Origin of the sequence: Herbaspirillum sp. GW103 (assembly GCF_000261365.1) — a bacterium.
Classification (GTDB): Bacteria; Pseudomonadota; Gammaproteobacteria; order Burkholderiales; family Burkholderiaceae_D; genus Herbaspirillum.
This window is the reverse complement of record NZ_AJVC01000006.1, coordinates 180,815-199,339: the sequence shown is the minus strand read 5'-3', so window position 1 is coordinate 199,339 and position 18,525 is coordinate 180,815. Positions and strand designations below refer to the sequence as shown.

Below are 18,525 nucleotides of genomic sequence, written 5' to 3'. Positions count from 1 at the left end.
TCAAGGCATGGACATCACAGCTTGCACTGCGTCTTCTCCAGCGCCAGGAAGGACTGGCCGGAGGAAACGATGTCCGCATAGTCATTCTTGTTGGCCATCTTCGCCTTGGCCTTGCCCTTGAGCAGGTAGTAGTTCTTGATGACCTGGTGATCGCCCTTGCGGATTTCCTCGGTGCCGGTCAGCCCTTCGTACTTCATGCCTTCCATGGCCGCGATCACCGCCTTGGGATCGGTACTGTTGGCCTTGATGATGGCGTCCAGAATGATCTTGGTACAGATGTAGGAACCGGCCAGGCTGTAGTTGGGATCCATCTTGAGCTTGTCGTTGACCAGCTTGACGAATTCCTTGTTGAAGGGCGAATCGATGGCATGCCAGTACTGCGCGCCGAAGTAGACGCCATCGCAGATATCCGCGCCCAGGGTCTCGAACTGTTCCAGTCCCGACGCCCAGGCCATGAGGATGGTGCAGTTGTTCTTCATGCCGAAGCTGACGGCCTGGCGCAAGGTATCGGAGGACTGCGAGCCGAAGTTGAGCAACAGCAGCACGTCGGGTTTGGCGGCAATGGCATTGGTGAGATAGCCGGAGAATTCCTTCTCGCTCAGCGAGTGGTAGCTGTTGCCCACATGCTCGATGCCCTTTTCCTTGAAGATGTTCTTGGCCGCCGACAGCAAGCCTTCACCGAACACGTATTGCGGCGTGATGGTGTACCAGCGCTTGGCATTGGGCATCTTCTCCAGCAGCGGGCGCACGGTCTGTTCAATCGCACCGAAGGTCGGCACCGACCAGCGGAAGGTGGCGTGGTTGCAGTCGCTGCCGGTGATCTCGTCGGCCCCGGCGGTGGTGATGAAGACCGCGCCAGCCTTGTCGGCTTCCTTGCCCATGGCCAGCGCCTCGCCGGAGAGGATGCCGCCGGCGAAGAAGCGCGTGCCCTTCTCGATGGTCTCCTGCATCTTGCGTACGGCGGTGGCGGGTTTGCCTTCGGTGTCGAGGTTGACGTAGCTGGTGCTCTTGCCCAGTACCTTGCCGTATTTCTGCAGGGCCAGCTTCATGCCCATGTCGGCGAACTTGCCGTTGGCAGCGAAGGGGCCGGACATCGGCACCGGACAGCCGAAGGCAATGCTCTCGGCCTGGGCAAAGACATCGTGGTAGCTCAGTGCGCCGGGTGCGGCCAGTGCAGACAGTTTCAGGAAATTGCGACGGCTGATCATGCTTGTTTCTCCCTCAAGGCTAACGATTGACAGATGACATCCACGGAATTGCGCAATGCTGCAGTACTGCCCGTCAACGCAAGTTCCATGCCCGTTCCTCCCAAAAAACTTAGGAAGATCGCGCAGGCTTGATTTGCATGGACGTGAGAAATCCTCCGCCGCGAACGGGCGGAAAAGCGTCGGTCAACAGGGTCGCGCCGTCTGGCGACAGAGCCGCAAGACAGTACGTGACGACGAATGAAACGCTGCTGCGGCGCGTCTTTGCGCCGCGTGGCGTGAGCCGGCATGAGGCTCCTCCTGCCGCTCCTAAGAGCGTGTCTCCAGTTGTGGTTTGCCGTTCTCCCGTGCTGTCGGTGTGTCTCCACCGATCATCCACGACGGTCTGGTTTTCTAAGTTTTCCTGCTTTGGTGCAAGCCCGGACGTGACTTCCTGCGGGCTGAGGATGGCTGATGCTTCCTGCACCGTGCCTGACGTTTTCTGCACCAACAAGGCCGACGGCCATCGGTGGCGCCGGACCTTCATCATACGCATCCGCCAAAGAAAAACGGCATGAAAATTTCATGCCGTTGATCCTGTTTATTTCATCTGCGGGAAAGCGAATTCCGCACCTGCACTGGCGGTATTGGGCCAGCGCTGCATCACCGCCTTGGCCCGGGTGTAGAAGCGCACCCCCTCCGGTCCGTACATGTGATGGTCGCCGAAGAGACTGCGCTTCCAGCCGCCGAAGCTGCTGAAGGCCATCGGCACCGGCAGCGGCACGTTCACTCCCACCATGCCCACTTCGATCTGGCGCACGAACTCGCGCGCCACGCCGCCGTCACGGGTATAGACGGCCACGCCGTTGCCATACTCGTGCGCATTGATCAGCTCCACCGCGCTGGCGATGTCCGGGCAGCGCAGTACGCACAGCACCGGGCCAAAGATTTCTTCCTTGTAGACCGTCATTTCCGGGGTGACGTGATCGAGCAGCGTGCCACCGACGAAGAAGCCCTTCTCGAATCCTGGCACTTGATAACCGCGGCCATCCACCACCAGCGTTGCGCCTTCTTCCACGCCACGGCCGATGAGGCTTTCAATACGTTGCTTGGCCGCCGCAGTCACCACCGGACCCATCTCGGCACCGGCCGCCATGCCTTCGTTGATCTTCAGCTTGCGCGCGCGCTCGGCCAGTGCGGCCACCAGTTCATCACCGGCGCTGCCCACGGCCACTGCCACCGAGATCGCCATGCAGCGCTCGCCGGCCGAGCCGTAAGCTGCGCCCATCAAAGCGTCCACGGCCAGCTGCATGTCGGCGTCGGGCATCACCACCATGTGGTTCTTGGCGCCGCCCAGGGCCTGCACGCGCTTGCCCTTGGCCGAGCCACGGGCGTAGATGTATTCCGCAATCGGGGTCGAGCCGACGAAGCTGATGGCCTTGACCTGCGGATGATCGAGCAGGGCATCGACGGTGACCTTGTCGCCCTGGATGACGTTGAAGACGCCATCGGGCAGGCCGGCCTCCTTCAACAGATCGGCGATCAGCAGCGCGGCCGAGGGATCGCGTTCGGAAGGTTTCAGCACGAAGCAGTTGCCGCAGGCAATGGCGATGGGGAACATCCACATCGGCACCATCGCCGGGAAGTTGAACGGCGTGATGCCGGCCACCACGCCCAGCGCCTGGCGCATCGACCAGGCGTCGATGCCGCGGGCGATCTGGTCGGTGTATTCCCCCTTGAGCATCTGCGGGATACCGGCGGCAAACTCGACGATCTCGATGCCGCGCGCCACTTCGCCCTGGGCATCCGAGAAGGTCTTGCCGTGCTCGCGCACGATGATGCGGGCGAAGTCGTCGGCGCGCTGCTGGATCAGGTGCAGGAAGCGGAACAGGACCCGCGCGCGCGTCAGCGGCGGGGTGTTGGACCAGGCCGGAAAGGCGGCCACACCGGCCTTCACTGCCGCATCGACCTCGTCGGCCGTACCCAGCGCGACCTGCGCCACCGGCACACCCTGGGCCGGGTTGAAGACATCGGCATAGCGCCCGCTGGTGGTATCGACGCGCGCGCCGCCGATGTAGTGTGCAATCTTTTCCATGACTCTTTCTTGCCTATTTTTTTCGTGAAGGGGGATCAGGCCAGGGTCTTGAGGATGGCCGCCAGCTTGCCGAACAGTTCGTCGATCTGCTGCTTGTTGATGATCAGCGGCGGCGACAGGGCGATGATGTCGCCGGTGACGCGGATCAGGATGCCGTCATTGAAGGCACGCACGAAGGCGTCATAGGCGCGGGCACCGACGCGGCCCTGGATGGAGGCCAGCTCGATGCCGGCGATGAGGCCAATGGTGCGCACATCGATCACGTGCGGCAGGCCGCGCAGGGAGTGCGCCGCCTCCTGGAAATAATCCGACACCGCTTGCGCATTCTCCAGCACGCCTTCGGTCTGGAACACCTCCAGCGAAGCCAGGCCGGCTGCGCAGGCCAGCGGGTGACCCGAATAGGTATAGCCGTGGAACAGTTCGATGCCATCCGGACCGTTCATGAAGGCATCGTGGATCTCTTTCTTGACGAACACCGCGCCCATCGGCACCACGCCATTGGTGAGGCCCTTGGCGGTGGTGAAGATATCCGGTTCCACATCGAAGTAGTCGGACGCAAAGGGCGTCCCCAGGCGGCCGAAGCCGGTGATGACTTCATCGAAGATCAACAGGATGCCGTGCTTGGTGCAGATTTCGCGCAGGCGCTTCAAGTAGCCCTTGGGCGGGATCAGCACGCCCGTGGAGCCGGCCACCGGTTCCACGATCACGGCGGCGATGTTGGAGGCGTCGTGCAGGGTGACCAGGCGTTCGAGCTCATCGGCCAGGTGCGCGCCGTACTCCGGCTCGCCCTTGGTGAAGGCATTCTTTTCCAGGTTGTGGGTATGCGGCAGGTGGTCCACGCCCGGCAGCAGCGCGGTGCTGAAGGTCTTGCGATTGCCGCCGATGCCGCCCACCGACATGCCGCCGAAGCCCACACCGTGATAGCCGCGTTCGCGGCCGATCAGGCGGGTGCGGGTGGCGTTGCCCTTGGCGCGGTGATAGGCCAGGGCGATCTTGAGCGCCGTATCCACTGCTTCCGAGCCGGAACCGGTGTAGAACACGTTGGCGAAGCGGTTGCCGGTGTAGGCCTTGAGGCGCTCGGCCAGTTCGAAGGCGCTCGGGTGGCCGAGCTGGAAGGAGGGCGCATAGTCCAGCGTAGCCACGGACTTCTGCACGGCCGATACGATCTTGGGATGGGCGTGGCCCAGTGGTACGCACCACAGGCCGGCGGTACCGTCCAGGATGGCGTTGCCGGCGTCGTCGCGGTAGTGCATGCCTTCAGCCGACACCAGCATGCGTGGCGCGGACTTGAAGTTGCGGTTGGCAGTGAAGGGCATCCAGTAGGCCGACAGGCTGGAGGGATGCGTTTGGTCTTGGCTGGACATGGCAGGCACCGTGAAAAAGGGAGAATTCGGGGAAATGAAAGACAGTGCCTGATTATTGCCAGACAGCGCCCGCATTGTTAGCTACACTTTTGATTTTCGCTGGAAACTGTATTGGTCTTCAGGGGAAACTGTATTGCTCCATCTGGCGGGAGAGCGCTGCCTGCCTGGGCATGGTCAGCCTGTCGTCGTCCCCGTATTCAAAGGGGATACGGCCTGATCTTGGCGTATCGGGAGCCACGCCACCTGGACCAATACAGTTCTGCATTTTCGCCTACACTTTGGCCTGCGGGAGCAATGCAGTCTCCCGCCAGCCGCCACACACTGTCAGAAAGGATGCCATGGCCAAGCCCGCCAGCGCACCGTTGCAACTGGATTTGAGACGCAAGACGGCTGAGCGCCTGGTGGAGCAGGTGACGGCTGGTCTGGCCGGCCTGATCGAATCGGGCGAATTGCGTTCCGGCGAGCGCCTGCCCTCGGTGCGCCAGTTCGCGCAGCATCATGACATCGGCTCCTCCACCGTGGTGGAAGCCTACGAGCAGCTGGTGGCGCGCGGCATGCTGCAGGCCCGGCGCGGTGCCGGTTTCTTTGTCGCCGCGCGGGCCGGGCAATCCGGGGCGCGTGCCGTCTTCGTGCCGCCCGAGCCGGTGATTGACTCGGCCTGGCTGCTCTCGGAAATGTTTGCCGACGAGCGCGTGCCCATCAAGGCCGGTTGCGGCTGGCTGCCCGGCAAGTGGCTCAACGATGAGGGCCTGCACCAGGCCGAGCGCCGCATCATCCGTTCGCCCGGTGCCCAGCAGGTCGGCTATGGCCACCCTTACGGATATGCGCCGCTGCGTCAGCTCATCGCGCAGTTCCTCGCTCATTGGGCGCTGGAACTGGGCATCGAGCAGGTGCTGACCACGCATGGCGCCACGCAGGCGCTGGACCTGATCATCCGCACCATGACCCAGCCGGGCGATACGGTGCTCATCGATGATCCCGGTTACTGCAACCTGATTGCGATGCTGCGCCTGGCCGGCCTGAACGTGATCGGCGTACCGCGTACGCCCGGTGGCGTGGACACCGACATGCTGGACACGCTGGCGCGCACGCATCATCCCAGGATGTTCTTCACGACCAGCGTGCTGCAGAACCCGACGGGGACGTCCTACACGCCGGCCTGCGCCATGCGCGTATTGCAGGCGGCCGAGCGCTATGGTTTCTGGGTGGTGGAGGACGACATCTTCCGCGAACTGGGACAGGCCACCGATCCCATGCTGGCTGCGCTCGATGGCCTGCAACGGGTGATCTACGTGGGCAGTTATTCAAAGACCATCGCGCCGTCGCTGCGGGTCGGCTACATCGCCTGCCAGCGCGAACTGGCGCGGCAGATCGTGCATACCAAGATGGTGTTGACGCTGACCAATTCGGAGATCAACGAGCGCCTGGTGCACAACGTGCTCACCGAAGGCCATCACCGGCGTCATGTGCAGACGCTCAATGCGACGCTCCTCAATGCCCAGTCGACGCTCAACGCCAAGTTGAGCGAAGTCGGCCTGACGCCCTTCACGACGGCGCGCGGCGGCATGTTCAGCTGGGCCACCATCGAGGGCTGTGAATTGTCAGCACGCGAGATCGCGGACCGGGCGCGGCAGAAGGGTATCTGGCTGGCACCGGGGGATTTCTTCCATCTGTCGGCGCCGCACAAGACCAGCTTCCGCTTCAATGTGGGGTATGCGGATGTGCCGGAGTTGTTTGATTTTTTGCGGGGGTTGTAGGCCGGGTTAGGTCGAATGGTTACGCGGCCGCAGCACCCACCCCGTGGCCCCCACGATCATCAAGCCGCCCATCCAGCCCTGCAGGGACAGGTGTTCCTGCATCCACACCACCGCAATGAGCGCTCCCCACAGCGGCTCGCTGCCCATCAGCAGGGCCACGCGTGACGCACTGGTGCGTGCGGCCGCATGGTTCTGTACGAAGAAGGCCACGATGGTACACAGCAAGACCAGGAACGCCATCGCCCACCAGAAGGAGGCGGTGGCCGGAAGAGGCAGCCAGCGCTGACCCGGCAGGGCCATCATGAGCACCAGCGATCCCGCCGTCATGACACCCATCTGCACCGCCGTCAGCGTGAGTGCGGGCAAGCCGAACCGCAGGCCCTGGCGGCGTGTCAGGCACACCATCACACCCCGCAGGAGCGCGGCCAGCACCATCAGGGCATCGCCCCAGCTCAGGTGCGAGAGCGTGACGCCCTCCTGGAATGCCAGCAAGGCAGCGCCCACAAACGACAACGCGCACGCAATGAGCGCCGAACGCCCGGGACGCTGGCCCAGCAGCAGCCACTCGCACCAGGGCGTGAAGACCACGCACAGGCTGATCAGGAAGGCGGCATTGGAGGCCGTCGTCATCGATACGCCGACGGTTTCGCAGATGAAGATGGCCAGCAGGACCACGCCCAGTAGAAGGGCTCCTGCCAGCGATCTTTTCCACGCGGGGACAGAGGTGATGCTGCGCAAGGCGGGGGCCAGCAGGAGAAACGTCAGGCCGAATCGCAGCACCAGGAACTGCAGCACCGGCAACTGCTCCGTGGCGATTTTCGCGGCGCTGTAGCTGCCGCCCCAGATCACGGCGACCAGCAGCAGCGCCCATTCAACAGGATTGAGTCGCAGCAGGGTTGTAGGCCGGGCGGGGGCGTGCAGCAGGGAGGACTTGTTCATGAGGTCTCATCGTGGCGTTGGGTAGAGCTGGTGTATTGTCTTGGGACCGATGAGACCTGACTAGCCAGGGATGAAGAACAGGAGTTGTGCCGCATGAGAACAAATGAGTTGGCCGAGGTACTGCATGAGCTTGTCACGTTCGTGCGAGTGGTCGACGCCGGCAGCTTTTCGGCCGCTGCGCGTCAGCAGGGCATGACGCCTTCGGCCGTGAGCCGCCAGGTGGCCCGTCTGGAAAAGATGATGGGCGTGGCATTGTTCCAGCGCACCACGCGACAACTGCGCCTGACCGAAGCCGGACTGGACGTGCTGGAGCACGGACGCAAGATGGTGGCTGCCGCACGCGCCACCTTGCTGGCGGCCGAGGGCCATGCCGGCGCACCCAAGGGACTGGTCAGGATGAGTGCGCCCAAGGCGTTTGCGCGGCACCTGCTGCAGCCAGTGCTGTTGGAATTCCTGACGAGCTATCCGGAGGTGGATGTGCATTTGATGGTAGTGGACCGGCTGGTTGATCCGCTGCGTGAAGGCGTGGATCTGGTCATCCGGCTGACGGACACGCCGCCGCCGGGTATGGTGGCGCGCGGCCTGCTGCCGGTGCGGCAACTGGTACTGGCCAGTCCGGCGTATCTCGCGGCCCATGGGCCGATCCATCATCCGGAAGACCTGATGAGCCATAGCTGCCTGACCCTGGGTGAACAGGAGCGGGACAATCGCTGGCGCTTCGTCTGCGAGACCGGATCGGCCGAGATCATCGTCGCCGGTCGCTGCGCGATCAATCACAGCGAGATGCGGCTGGCGGCCATCGAGGCGGGGCTGGGCGTAGGCTGCGTGCCCGATTTCGCGGCGCGGGAGGCTTTGGCTGCCGGTCGTGTCGTCCGGCTTCTGCGGGAATGGAATTTCGATATCAATTATTCCGGCATGGCTTATCTGCTGTTTCCATCGTCGCGCCATATTGCGCCCAAGATGCGGGTGCTCATTGACTATCTGGTGGAGGCGTTGCAGGCACAAGCGGATTGATGGGGGGAGGCTGACCAGGCCGCAAGCACCTCTGCATCTTCAGCAGGGCAATGGACGAATTCGGCCCGGTTCTTCCGGATCTGCTATCGTCGCGACGCCAGCCTTATTTACCCCAGGATTTCAACCATGACGTTTTCTGCACCAAGCCCCATCCGCGCCGTCGTCTTCGATTTCGGCGGCGTGCTCTTCGACTGGAACCCGCAGTACCTTTACGAACAACTGATCGCCGACGAGCAGGAGCGCAATCACTTCCTCACCCACATCTGTTCGCCCGAATGGAATGTGCAGCAGGATGGCGGCCGCACCCTGGCCGAGGCCACTGCGCATCTGGTGGGGCAGTATCCCGAACACGATGCGCTGATTCGCGCCTTCTACGATCGCTGGACCGAGATGCTGCGTGGTCCGTTGCCGGAAGGCGTGGCGCTCTTGCGCGAACTGCATGCGCAGCAGGTGCCGGTGTTCGGCCTCACCAACTGGTCGTCGGAAACCTATCCGCATGCGCGCGACCACCACGATTTCATGCAGCTGTTTCGCGACATCGTGGTCTCAGGCCATGAACGCTGCATCAAGCCCGAGCCGCGCATCTACCAGATCGCGCTGGAGCGCTATGCACGGCACCTGCCGGACCTGAAGCCCGAAGAGCTGGTCTTCATCGATGATGCGTACAAGAATATCGAAGGCTGTCGTGCGCTGGGTTGGCACGGCATCCATCACGTCGATGCAGCGACCACGCGGGCGTCGCTGCGCGCACTGGGAGTGCCGTGCCGGGAGTGAAGACGTCCTGATGCCCCGGTCATCAGGCGATGGCAAACACCTCCACCACGTCGCTAAGCCGGCGCGCCTGCGCCTGCAGCGCCTGCGAGGCTGCCGCAGCCTGTTCCACCAGCGCGGCATTCTGTTGCGTGACCTGATCCATCTGCGAGATGGCATGGTTGATCTCAACGATCCCCTTGCTCTGCTCGGCACTGGAGTCACTGATGGCGCCGATCACCGACACTACCCGGTCCACGCTGGAGACCACATTGCTCATGGTCTCGCCCGCACGGTTGACCAGCGCGCTGCCGCTGGCGACCTTGTCCACGGAGTCGTCGATGAGCTCCTTGATCTCCTTGGCGGCCGAAGAACTGCGCTGCGCCAGGCTGCGTACCTCTGAAGCCACCACCGCGAAGCCGCGTCCCTGCTCACCTGCGCGCGCTGCTTCCACGGCGGCATTGAGGGCCAGGATGTTGGTCTGGAACGAGATACCGTCGATCACGCTGATGATGTCCACGATCTTCCTGGACGAGTCCTCGATGGCAGCCATGGTCATCACCACTTCCTTGACCAGCTGGCCACTTTCGGCCGCGACCACCGAGGCTTCGGTGGCCAGCCGGTTGGCCTCGCCAGCGCTGTCGGCGTTCTGTTGCACGGTGGCCGTCAGCTGCTCCATGGCCGAGGCGGTCTCTTCCAGCGAGCTGGCCTGCTCCTCGGTACGCGAGGACAGATCAAGGTTGCCCGTAGCAATCTGGCTGCTGGCCGTCGCAATGGCGTCGGTACCGGAACGCACTTCACGTACGATCTCGCGCAGACCGCTGTTCATGCTCTTCATCGACATCATGAGACTGTTCGGATGGCGGGTATCAGCGTCGACCTCGCTGCGCAGGTCACCCTGCGCAATCCGCGCGGCCAGCGTCGAGGCCACGGCCGGTTCTCCGCCCAGCTGCCGCAGTACGCTCCTGGTGATGAGAGTGGCGGCGATCAGTCCGCTCGCCAGTGCCAGCATCCCCAGTGCGATGAGCAGTCTGCGCGCGGTCGCATAGACGGCAAGTGCCTCATTCTTTGCGGCGTCGTTGAGCTGATCCTCGAATGCGGAGAGCTCAGCCAGGGTATTGCGTCGTTGCGCCTGCATGGCGCCCACCGGACTGTTGACCCCGACCCTGAGCTCGTCGGTTTTTCCTGCTTTGGCGAGGTCAATCATCGTCGAGAGCAAAGGGGTGATTTCCCTTGTCTTTTGCTGGATGAGGCTCAGTGTCTTCTTCTCCGTCTCGGTGGTTTCCTCCACTTCTGCGAAGAGCTTGGCCAGTGCGCTTTCGGCCTCCGTGTAGATGACGATCTGTTTGTGCAGATTGTCGGCGTTCAGGTTCAGGTCTTGCGGTGTGCTTGCCAGCCCGATCCCGCGCGAGGACAGGGATTGTTCATAGGCTGCCGCACGCATGGTCGAGAGATGACGGATCTCCACATTGTTGACCTCGGTGATGGACAGCAATTGCTGGTTGACATCGGCGAGATCTTTCAGAGCGATGCCGATGATCAGCAGCATCAGAACGAGCACGGCACCAAAGCCGAACTTGAGGCGCGAAGAAACCGTCAGACGGGTGAAATCCATACACTCTCCATTGAGCATTTTTTAATCATAGGGTTGGGATTCAAGACGCCGCCTGAAAGTGACCGGGTGCGGATGATGTGGATGCTGATCCCACAGATGACGTCTGGAAGCGCGGATCCTGATTCAATAGGGGGCGATTGCTGTTCGAATGCCGTCCGCCATGAAAGAAGGATGAGGACAACGTGGTCTTGTCTTTCCCGATGCTGCGACCTGTCCCTCGGGAAAGCCGCTCAATGTAGAGCAAACGTGCGTGTTTGATTAGCGCTGAAAATTTAACGGCAGCATTCAAAAAAACCGTCCAATGGGCGGATGCTGCTCAGAGGGGAGGCCGCGAAAATGGACGGACTGACGCTGCAGGCGGGTCATGGCGCGGTTGCGCGATGGACGATCCTCACGGGGGCGGGGGCGAAGCCTGCGCAAGGAGCCTGCCGCGCAGCTTCGTGCGCGGCAGGCAGGGTGGATAAACGGTGCGGTCAGTGGCTTATTCGCAACGCCCACTCAGCAGGTCACATCGCACGGACCCGCCATCGGAGGCCGCTACGGACGCAGTCCCCCTCGCTTGCTCACCCAGATACGCCTTCCACTGCTCCGGCTGCCCCAGCCAGCGCCCGGTATCAAGCACTTCCAGGGTATTGCCCCGTTGCAGCACGAAGGTCGGGAAGCCGCGTCCGCCGACATGGTTCAATAATTCACGGCTGGCCTCGATGTGATTGGCCAGCTCTTCCTGTTCAACCCGCTGCAGTTCTGCGATGAAGGCAGCGGGCGCGATGCCCAGCGTCTGCGCCAGCTCGGTCAGCGTCGCTACTTCGGAGATGCGCCGTCCTTGCTGGTAATGCGCACGCTGAATCGCTGCCAGCATGTCCAGCCCGGCGGCCTCGTCCTTGAGCGCCCGCACCGCCAGCACGGCGGCGATTGGTGGTGCAGAGTCGAAGATCGCTTCGGTATCGCGCAGCAGGCCGTCGAAATAATTTTCGCCAAACGCTTGTCCGGTCATCTGCGCGATGCGGTGATCGTGCGGCATCACGTAATCACGCAGTTGCGCATCGACGCGGCGACGATTGCGACCGGCCATCATGCCGCCCCCATGCGCCTGCACAGACAGTACCTCGCGCGCCGCCGCCACCAGCGGCGCAGCGCCATAGCACCAGCCGCACAACGGATCGTGGATGTAGTGAAGCACGGTGTCGTGCGGGGCAGCGGGGGTGGTCATCATGTGATTTCCTCTTGAATGAATCGGCACAGGGCCTGACGTTTTCTGCACCGTCAGGCCCGTGATGCAATGATATGGAACGGGTTCAGTAGCCTACCGTGAAGCGGGCACGCACGTGCTTCGGCTGTTCCAGTTCGTCCAGCAGGGCCACGGCGTAGTCCTCGTAGGAGATCCAGCTCTTGCCATCGGTACCGACCAGCAGAGCATCCTGGCCGAGGCGGAACTGGCCGGTGCGTTCACCGGCGATGAACAGCGCCGAGGGCGACAGGAAGGTCCATTCCAGGTCGGTTTCTCCGCGCAGGGCATTGAGAAAGTCACGTCCACCGGACGCCTCGGGCATGTATTCGGCGGGGAATTCCGGGGTATCGATGAGCGCCTTGCCCGGTGCGATTTCCAGGCTGCCGGCACCACCGACCACAGCAAGGCGCTTCACGCCTGCTGCCTTCACCGCCGGCAGCAGGTCGGCGGCACCAAAGGCGGTGAAGCGGCCACTGGAGATGACCACGTCGGCGCCCTTGATGGCGGCGGCCAGTGCGGCAGCGTCCTTGACGTCGACCGCGACGGCGGTCAGACCGGTACGCTGGGCGATCTTGCCGGCGTCGCGGGCGATGGCGATGATGTTGTGGCCGCGGCGCAGGGCTTCGTCCACGATGCGGGTGCCAACGTTGCCGGAGGCGCCGATGAGTGCGATTTTCATGAGGTTTCCTTTCGGGTGGGGAGGGAGGATAAACAGCTTCGGATCAATGCAGTTCCGCTCAGATCAGGGCCACTTCATTTCACCCTTGATGACCTTGGCCGACAGCTCCAGCGAGCCGGTGTCGCCCAGATCAGGGTAGCGCTGCTTCATGGCGGCAATCAGGGCAGTGGCATCGGCGGCCTTGGCGGCTTCCTGGTCAAAGGTCTTCAGGTAGTCGCGGGTGAAGCGCACCGAGGCGATGTTCAGCGGTGCACCGCGGGCGTAGTGACCCGGCACCACAATCGCGGGCTTGAGCTTTTCGATGCGGGCCAGCGTGGCGAGCCAGTCCAGGCGCGACTTCATGCTTTGCGTATCGGCCACCCATACGTGGATGTTGCCGGCCACGACCACACCGCCGACCACGGCCTTGAGCGAGGGAATCCAGACGAAGCTGCGATCCGGTTGAGGACCATCCAGCCCGATGATTTCCAGCTTGCGACCTTCCAGCGTCAAGGTCTTGCCCTTGAGCACTTGCGGCGTGATGGTGGCGCGGGGGGCGTTGTCACCCAGCTTGGGGCCCCAGTAGGCCAGCTTGCCTGCAGCCGTTTTCTTGATGTGTTCCACGGTCGGCGCGGTAGCCACGATCCTGGCTTCCGGATAGGCGGCGTGCAGGGCCTCCAGGCCGAAGTAGTAATCCGGGTCGCCGTGGCTGATGTAGATGGTGGTCAGCTTCTTGCCGCTGGCGCGGATCTTTTCCACGACCTGCTGCGCTTCACGCTGGCCGAATTGCGCATCGACCAGGATCGCGTCGCGCTCGCCCGTGACCAGCACCGAGCTGACCGGGAAGATGGCTTCCTTGCCGGGATTGTAGATGTCGAGCTTGAGCGGGGCGGCGGCCTGGACGGCCGCGCCCGAGAAGGCCAGCAGGCCGGTGGCAGCGATGGCCAGCAGGGGACGCAGCAGGCGATGGGTGGAAAACATGGCGACTCCGAAAAGAGGTGGATGGGTATCAGGAGTGGCCATCATAGGATCGCTTTTGATTTCGAAAAACAGCATAATCGATCACAGTTTGTTTCTGAAATCGTTCAAATCATGAGGTGGCGGGATGGATCGCTTGATGGCCATGCAGGTCTTCGTGACGGTGGTGGATGGCGGCAGTCTGTCGGCGGCGGCCGAACAGCTGGACTTGTCGCGGCCGGTGGTGTCGCGCTACGTGGCCGAACTGGAAGACTGGGTCGGCGCACGGCTGCTGCACCGGACCACGCGGCGGCTCTCGCTCACGCCCGCCGGCAACGAACTGCTGCCGCGCTGCCGCCAGATGCTGGAGTATTCCGAGGACATGCGCCATGCCCTCGATGCGCCCGATGAAACCCCGCGCGGGCTCTTGCGCATCACCGCCAGTACCTCCTTTGCGCAGACCCAGCTGATTCAGGCCGTGGTCGACTATGGCCGCCGCTATCCGGGTGTGGCGGTGGACCTGCTGGCGCTGGACCGCACCGTGAACCTGGTGGAAGAACGCATCGACCTGGCCATCCGCATGACCAACCGGCTGGAGCCCAACCTGATTGCGCGTCCGCTCGGCGTGTGCCGCTCGGTGATTTGCGCCACCCCGGATTACGTGGCGCGTCACGGCTTGCCGCGCAGGGTGGAGGATCTGGCCTTGCACAATTGCCTGACGCATTCGTATGTAGGGCGCAGCCTGTGGCAGTTTGATCCAAAAAAGAAAAAAGCCAGGGCCGGCAAGGGAAGTCATGCAGTCAAGACGCAGACCCAGAGCGTGGCCGTCGGCGGCAGCATCAGTGCCAATGAAGTGACGGTGTTGTTGCAGGCGGTATTGGCGGGCGTGGGCATCGGTCACATGCCGGCCTACACGGTGGCACCGCTGGTGGCCAGCGGTCAGCTGGTGCAATTGCTGCCGGACTACGAACCCTTGCAACTGGGCATGTATGGCGTCTATGCCTCGCGCAAGCACATGCCGGCGACCTTGCGCACGATGCTCGATTTTCTCGCCCAGCGGTTTGCGGGCCAGCCGTTCTGATCAGGACGATCGGGTCGATCAGGACGACACGAATGATCAGGGCGTGATGCTCAGCAGCTTGTGCACCAGCTCGGAGGAGGTGGAGGCAGCGAACTTGCGCATCAGCCGGGCGCGGTGCATTTCCACCGTACGCGGGCTCAGTTCGACCTGGCGGGCGATGAGCTTGCTGGTCTTGCCTTCCACCAGCAGCGCGGCGATCTCGCGTTCGCGCGGGGTCAGACCGGGCGCGATGGGGCGCTTGGCGCTGACATCCTCGAAGGTCCAGATACCGGCCGCATGCGGGTTGTCGCGATTGAGCGCGTGGCCGGTGACGTGGCACCAGAACATTTCATCGTTGGAGCGCTTCATGATGCGCTCGTCCGAATAAAAGCCCTTTTCGTTCAAGATGGGGACCAGGCGCAGGCCGGTGCGCTCGAATTCATCGGCAGTGGGATAGATCTCCTGGAAGGAGGTCTGGCGCAGGGCATCGACCTCGTAGCCGAACATCGCCGCCATGGCCAGGTTGGCCTGCTGGATGACGCGGTTGTGGGAGACGCACATGCCAATGGGCGCGTGCATGAAAACCTGTTCAAAGTCGATGGGAAGTGGCTGGATCATGTGCTGCTGCAATTTGGCTAGGCCCTATCAACTGGCGGGACCGTCCGGCGGACGGTACCATGCTGCATTGCGCCAGGTATTTTTACCGTATTGTATGGCTTATTTCAGCTGCCCTATGATAATTGGCGCTATTTGGAGCCGAATGGGGCCTGGCGACGTCCTCATGCGTTGCGCAAGAGAAGCCCCTGCATCCATCCCTGTTGAAGCCGGCAAGTCCGCCGGCCCGCTTGCAACCCTGCTCGCAAGACAAGAGCCGAAAGGAGACTCGTGAACAAAGTGTATCCAGACGCGGCCACCGCGTTGAAAGACATCGTCAAGGACGGTCAGACCATTGCGGTCGGCGGCTTTGGCCTGTGTGGCATCCCCGAGGCGTTGATCGCCGCCCTGCGTGATTCGGGCGTGCAGAACCTGACCGCCATTTCCAACAACGCCGGTGTCGATGGATTCGGCCTGGGGCAGTTGCTCTCCACCCGCCAGATCAAGAAGATGATCGCCTCCTACGTGGGCGAGAACAAGGAGTTCGAGCGCCAGTACCTGGCCGGTGAACTGGAACTGGAGTTCACTCCGCAAGGCACCCTGGCCGAGAAACTGCGCGCCGGTGGTGCCGGCATCCCCGCTTTCTTCACCAAGACCGGTGTGGGCACGCTGGTGGCCGAGGGCAAGGAGGTGCGCGAGTTTGACGGCGAGCGCTACGTGATGGAACGCTCGCTGGTGGCCGATGTGTCGCTGGTGAAGGCGCAGAAGGCCGACAAGGCCGGCAACCTGGTCTTCAACAAGACCGCGCGCAACTTCAATCCCAACGTCGCCATGGCCGGCAAGGTCACCGTGGTGGAGGTGGAAGAACTGGTGGAAGTGGGCCAGCTGGACCCGGACCAGATCCACACTCCCGGCATCTTCGTGCATCGCATCGTGGTCAACGCCACGCCCGAGAAGCGCATCGAACAACGCACCGTGCGCGCATAAGGAGACACAGAAAATGGCATGGACCAGAGATGAAATGGCTGCGCGCGCAGCCAAGGAACTGCAGGACGGCTTCTACGTGAACCTGGGTATCGGCTTGCCCACGCTGGTGGCCAACCACGTTCCGAGTGATATCGAAGTGTGGCTGCAATCGGAGAACGGCTTGCTGGGCATCGGCCCCTTCCCCACCGAAGACCAGGTCGATGCCGATCTGATCAACGCCGGCAAGCAGACCGTGACGACCATTCCCGGCTCGTCCTTCTTCAGCTCGGCGGACTCCTTCGGCATGATTCGCGGCGGCAAGATCAACATCGCCATCCTGGGTGCGATGCAGGTCTCGGCCAAGGGTGACCTGGCCAACTGGATGATCCCCGGCAAGATGGTCAAGGGCATGGGTGGCGCGATGGACCTGGTGGCCGGTGTGGGCCGCGTGGTGGTGCTGATGGAACATGTGGCCAAGGCCAAGGATGGCAGCACCTCCAGGAAGATCCTGAACGACTGCAACCTGCCGCTGACCGGCGTGGGCGTGGTCAACCGCATCATCACCGACCTGGGCGTGATCGATGTGACCCCGGGCGGCCTGAAGCTGATCGAACTGGCCTCCGGCGTGACCAAGGAGGAAGTGATCGAGAAGACCGAAGCACCGCTGGATGTGAGCGAAGTCTGATTGTCATCCCGTCCTCAGCCGGCCGCTGCCGTTGCAGCCGTGTCGGGATGAACGAAGGGCGCCATGTCAATGGCGCCCTTTTTGTTGGAGTCCGCATCCACGTGCATCACGCCACGCCGCTGATGCGCACCGCATTGCGCCCATCCCGCTTGGCGCGGTACAAGGCCGCATCGGCGGCGTTGAGCACGTCCTCCACACGACGATGATGTTCGCGCTGCAGCGTGGCCACACCGACGCTGATGGTGAGCACGCGCAGCGGACTGGTGGCATGCACGATCAGGCGGCTGTAGACCGCGTCACACAGGCGCTGCGCCATCAGGCGGGCGCCCTGTTCATCGGTCAGTTCCAGCAGCACCACGAACTCCTCGCCGCCGTAGCGGCCGGCGCAGTCGGTGTTGCGTGGCAGGTTTTCAGCAATGGCCTGCGCCACCTCCTGCAGGACCTCGTCGCCCAGCTTGTGACCATAGGTGTCGTTGTAGAGCTTGAAATAGTCCACATCGATGAACAGCACCGAGAAGGTCGAATTCAGATTGCGCCGGCAGCGCTCCCAGGTGGCCTGCAGGGCATCGTCCAAAGCGCGGCGATTGAGCAGCCCGGTCAGGCCGTCGGTGAGGGCCAGTTCCTCCAGGCGCCTTTCGGTGCTCACCCGGCGACGCAGCTCTTGCCGGATATGCGAGAGCAGATAGGCCGAGAGCAAGGCGAAGATGAACAGCGAGAGCAGCACGGCATACAGCGTCTTGCGCCAGCTCTTGAAGATCGTCTCTTGCGCATAGCCGACGAAGACGATCAGCGGCGAATCGGGAATGCGGCGGAACGTATAGAGCCGCTCCTGGCCATCACTGTTGGCGCGGGCGAAGAAACTGCCCTCCTCATGCTGCAGAGCGTTCTTGATATGCTGGAAATTGCCGCTGCCGCTGAGGTCGCGTCCTATCATGTCCTCGCGGTAAGGGACCCGCATGTAGGCCACGCCATCGTCCGAATACAGCGAGATGACGCCATTGGCGCCCAATGACAAGCCTTCGAACAGATCGCGGAAATAAGCCAGGTCCAGCGCCATGACGACGATGCCGCCAAAGCTGCCATCTTCATTGAACAGCCGCTTGGACAGCACCACCACCTGCAGTTCATTGCCCAGCTTGGCCCGCATGGGACGGGAAACGTACAGGCCGACATTGGCCGAATCGCGGTGCGCGGTGAAGTAGGCACGGTCGGCATAATTGGGGGCGGCTTCGCCAGGACGGCGACGCGAACTGGCCAGCACCTCGCCGCGAGGGCCGATGACGGCCATCACCGTGATGTTGCTGACGCTGGGCGCGCTGCCGAACAGATAGGCATAGCGCTGCGCCTCGTTGAGCCGGTGGCCACCCAGCGGATGCTGGTAGCGGTAGGCCAGCGTGTCCAGCGACAGCGACAGTACTTCGAGGTTGCGCGAGATGGCGCGCTGGGAGATCAGCGTCACGTTGTTGGCATTGGCTACTGCCGAAAGACGGGTCTGGCGGTAACTCTGATAGAGCGTGCTGGCACACATGGCCACCACCATCAGCATGGCAATGCCCAGGACGACGACCAGGTATTTCTTCAACTGCTTGATTTTTGTTCCCCCACGAATCCCCAGGCGCAATTAACGCATAAAGCAAAACGCGCTTCCATCTTGATCGG

16 protein-coding genes are annotated in these 18,525 nt (G+C 62.7%); 6 read left to right on the top strand and 10 right to left on the bottom strand.

Annotation, left to right across the window (positions count from 1 at the left end):
• Window positions 1-14: 14 nt before the first annotated feature.
• From GWL_RS19430 to GWL_RS19420, 3 genes are all read right to left on the bottom strand, one after another.
• Complete coding sequence (locus tag GWL_RS19430) at window positions 15-1,208, bottom strand: ABC transporter substrate-binding protein (RefSeq protein WP_008333535.1); 1,194 nt, start codon at window positions 1,206-1,208, stop codon at window positions 15-17.
• A 577-nt stretch (window positions 1,209-1,785) separates the two neighbouring features.
• A complete protein-coding gene (locus GWL_RS19425; RefSeq protein WP_008333534.1) occupies window positions 1,786-3,279 on the bottom strand; it encodes a CoA-acylating methylmalonate-semialdehyde dehydrogenase in 1,494 nt (497 codons plus the stop codon).
• A 35-nt stretch (window positions 3,280-3,314) separates the two neighbouring features.
• The gene (locus tag GWL_RS19420) at window positions 3,315-4,643 is read right to left on the bottom strand and encodes an aspartate aminotransferase family protein (protein ID WP_008333533.1); all 1,329 of its coding nucleotides are present in this window, start codon (window positions 4,641-4,643) and stop codon (window positions 3,315-3,317) included.
• A gap of 338 nt (window positions 4,644-4,981) precedes the next feature.
• Between GWL_RS19420 and GWL_RS19415 the strand changes: the two genes are divergently transcribed.
• Entirely contained in the window at window positions 4,982-6,400 is a 1,419-nt protein-coding gene (locus tag GWL_RS19415) for a PLP-dependent aminotransferase family protein (protein WP_008333531.1), read from the top strand.
• Between the two features lie 6 nt (window positions 6,401-6,406).
• Here the strand turns inward: GWL_RS19415 and GWL_RS19410 are convergent, their stop codons facing one another.
• A complete protein-coding gene (locus GWL_RS19410) occupies window positions 6,407-7,339 on the bottom strand; it encodes a DMT family transporter (RefSeq protein ID WP_008333530.1) in 933 nt (310 codons plus the stop codon).
• 93 nt (window positions 7,340-7,432) lie between these two features.
• On the opposite strand from GWL_RS19410, the gene GWL_RS19405 reads away from it, so the two are divergent.
• A complete protein-coding gene (locus GWL_RS19405; protein ID WP_008333529.1) occupies window positions 7,433-8,353 on the top strand; it encodes a LysR family transcriptional regulator in 921 nt (306 codons plus the stop codon).
• Window positions 8,354-8,479: 126 nt separating this feature from the next.
• The gene (locus GWL_RS19400; protein WP_008333525.1) at window positions 8,480-9,127 is read left to right on the top strand and encodes an HAD family phosphatase; all 648 of its coding nucleotides are present in this window, start codon (window positions 8,480-8,482) and stop codon (window positions 9,125-9,127) included.
• Between the two features lie 22 nt (window positions 9,128-9,149).
• On the opposite strand, the gene GWL_RS19395 is transcribed toward GWL_RS19400, so the two are convergent.
• The 4 genes from GWL_RS19395 to GWL_RS19380 all read right to left on the bottom strand — a co-directional run bounded on the left by GWL_RS19395 (window position 9,150) and on the right by GWL_RS19380 (window position 13,585).
• Window positions 9,150-10,718, bottom strand: a complete 1,569-nt coding sequence (locus tag GWL_RS19395) for a methyl-accepting chemotaxis protein (protein WP_008333523.1) — start codon at window positions 10,716-10,718, stop codon at window positions 9,150-9,152.
• Window positions 10,719-11,199: 481 nt separating this feature from the next.
• Window positions 11,200-11,928 (bottom strand): DsbA family protein, encoded by a 729-nt coding sequence (locus GWL_RS19390; RefSeq protein ID WP_034351688.1) that lies wholly within the window; start codon window positions 11,926-11,928, stop codon window positions 11,200-11,202.
• An 85-nt stretch (window positions 11,929-12,013) separates the two neighbouring features.
• Window positions 12,014-12,625 (bottom strand): NAD(P)-dependent oxidoreductase, encoded by a 612-nt coding sequence (locus tag GWL_RS19385; protein ID WP_008333515.1) that lies wholly within the window; start codon window positions 12,623-12,625, stop codon window positions 12,014-12,016.
• A gap of 63 nt (window positions 12,626-12,688) precedes the next feature.
• A complete protein-coding gene (locus GWL_RS19380; RefSeq protein WP_008333514.1) occupies window positions 12,689-13,585 on the bottom strand; it encodes an MBL fold metallo-hydrolase in 897 nt (298 codons plus the stop codon).
• 124 nt (window positions 13,586-13,709) lie between these two features.
• On the opposite strand from GWL_RS19380, the gene GWL_RS19375 reads away from it, so the two are divergent.
• A complete protein-coding gene (locus tag GWL_RS19375) occupies window positions 13,710-14,642 on the top strand; it encodes a LysR family transcriptional regulator (protein WP_008333512.1) in 933 nt (310 codons plus the stop codon).
• A 36-nt stretch (window positions 14,643-14,678) separates the two neighbouring features.
• Here GWL_RS19375 and GWL_RS19370 read toward each other — a convergent pair whose 3' ends face one another.
• Complete coding sequence (locus GWL_RS19370) at window positions 14,679-15,239, bottom strand: PAS and helix-turn-helix domain-containing protein (RefSeq protein ID WP_008333510.1); 561 nt, start codon at window positions 15,237-15,239, stop codon at window positions 14,679-14,681.
• A 267-nt stretch (window positions 15,240-15,506) separates the two neighbouring features.
• Between GWL_RS19370 and GWL_RS19365 the strand changes: the two genes are divergently transcribed.
• Window positions 15,507-16,202, top strand: coding sequence for a CoA transferase subunit A (locus GWL_RS19365; RefSeq protein WP_008333508.1), 696 nt, complete (start codon window positions 15,507-15,509; stop codon window positions 16,200-16,202).
• A gap of 13 nt (window positions 16,203-16,215) precedes the next feature.
• A complete protein-coding gene (locus GWL_RS19360) occupies window positions 16,216-16,866 on the top strand; it encodes a 3-oxoacid CoA-transferase subunit B (RefSeq protein ID WP_008333506.1) in 651 nt (216 codons plus the stop codon).
• Between the two features lie 106 nt (window positions 16,867-16,972).
• Here the strand turns inward: GWL_RS19360 and GWL_RS19355 are convergent, their stop codons facing one another.
• Entirely contained in the window at window positions 16,973-18,487 is a 1,515-nt protein-coding gene (locus GWL_RS19355) for a sensor domain-containing diguanylate cyclase (RefSeq protein WP_008333498.1), read from the bottom strand.
• Between the last annotated feature and the right edge of the window lie 38 nt (window positions 18,488-18,525).

Excerpts from the sequence above, each read along its gene's own strand:
- GWL_RS19430 (WP_008333535.1), bottom strand. The coding sequence starts at position 1,208 with ATGATCAGCCGTCGCAATTTCCTGAAACTGTCTGCACTGGCCGCACCC.
- GWL_RS19385 (WP_008333515.1), bottom strand. The coding sequence starts at position 12,625 with ATGAAAATCGCACTCATCGGCGCCTCCGGCAACGTTGGCACCCGCATC.
- GWL_RS19390 (WP_034351688.1), bottom strand. The coding sequence starts at position 11,928 with ATGACCACCCCCGCTGCCCCGCACGACACCGTGCTTCACTACATCCAC.
- GWL_RS19395 (WP_008333523.1), bottom strand. The coding sequence starts at position 10,718 with ATGGATTTCACCCGTCTGACGGTTTCTTCGCGCCTCAAGTTCGGCTTT.
- GWL_RS19400 (WP_008333525.1), top strand. The coding sequence starts at position 8,480 with ATGACGTTTTCTGCACCAAGCCCCATCCGCGCCGTCGTCTTCGATTTC.
- GWL_RS19370 (WP_008333510.1), bottom strand. The coding sequence starts at position 15,239 with ATGATCCAGCCACTTCCCATCGACTTTGAACAGGTTTTCATGCACGCG.
- GWL_RS19410 (WP_008333530.1), bottom strand. The coding sequence starts at position 7,339 with ATGAACAAGTCCTCCCTGCTGCACGCCCCCGCCCGGCCTACAACCCTG.
- GWL_RS19415 (WP_008333531.1), top strand. The coding sequence starts at position 4,982 with ATGGCCAAGCCCGCCAGCGCACCGTTGCAACTGGATTTGAGACGCAAG.
- GWL_RS19405 (WP_008333529.1), top strand. The coding sequence starts at position 7,433 with ATGAGAACAAATGAGTTGGCCGAGGTACTGCATGAGCTTGTCACGTTC.
- GWL_RS19425 (WP_008333534.1), bottom strand. The coding sequence starts at position 3,279 with ATGGAAAAGATTGCACACTACATCGGCGGCGCGCGCGTCGATACCACC.
- GWL_RS19420 (WP_008333533.1), bottom strand. The coding sequence starts at position 4,643 with ATGTCCAGCCAAGACCAAACGCATCCCTCCAGCCTGTCGGCCTACTGG.
- GWL_RS19360 (WP_008333506.1), top strand. The coding sequence starts at position 16,216 with ATGGCATGGACCAGAGATGAAATGGCTGCGCGCGCAGCCAAGGAACTG.
- GWL_RS19380 (WP_008333514.1), bottom strand. The coding sequence starts at position 13,585 with ATGTTTTCCACCCATCGCCTGCTGCGTCCCCTGCTGGCCATCGCTGCC.
- GWL_RS19375 (WP_008333512.1), top strand. The coding sequence starts at position 13,710 with ATGGATCGCTTGATGGCCATGCAGGTCTTCGTGACGGTGGTGGATGGC.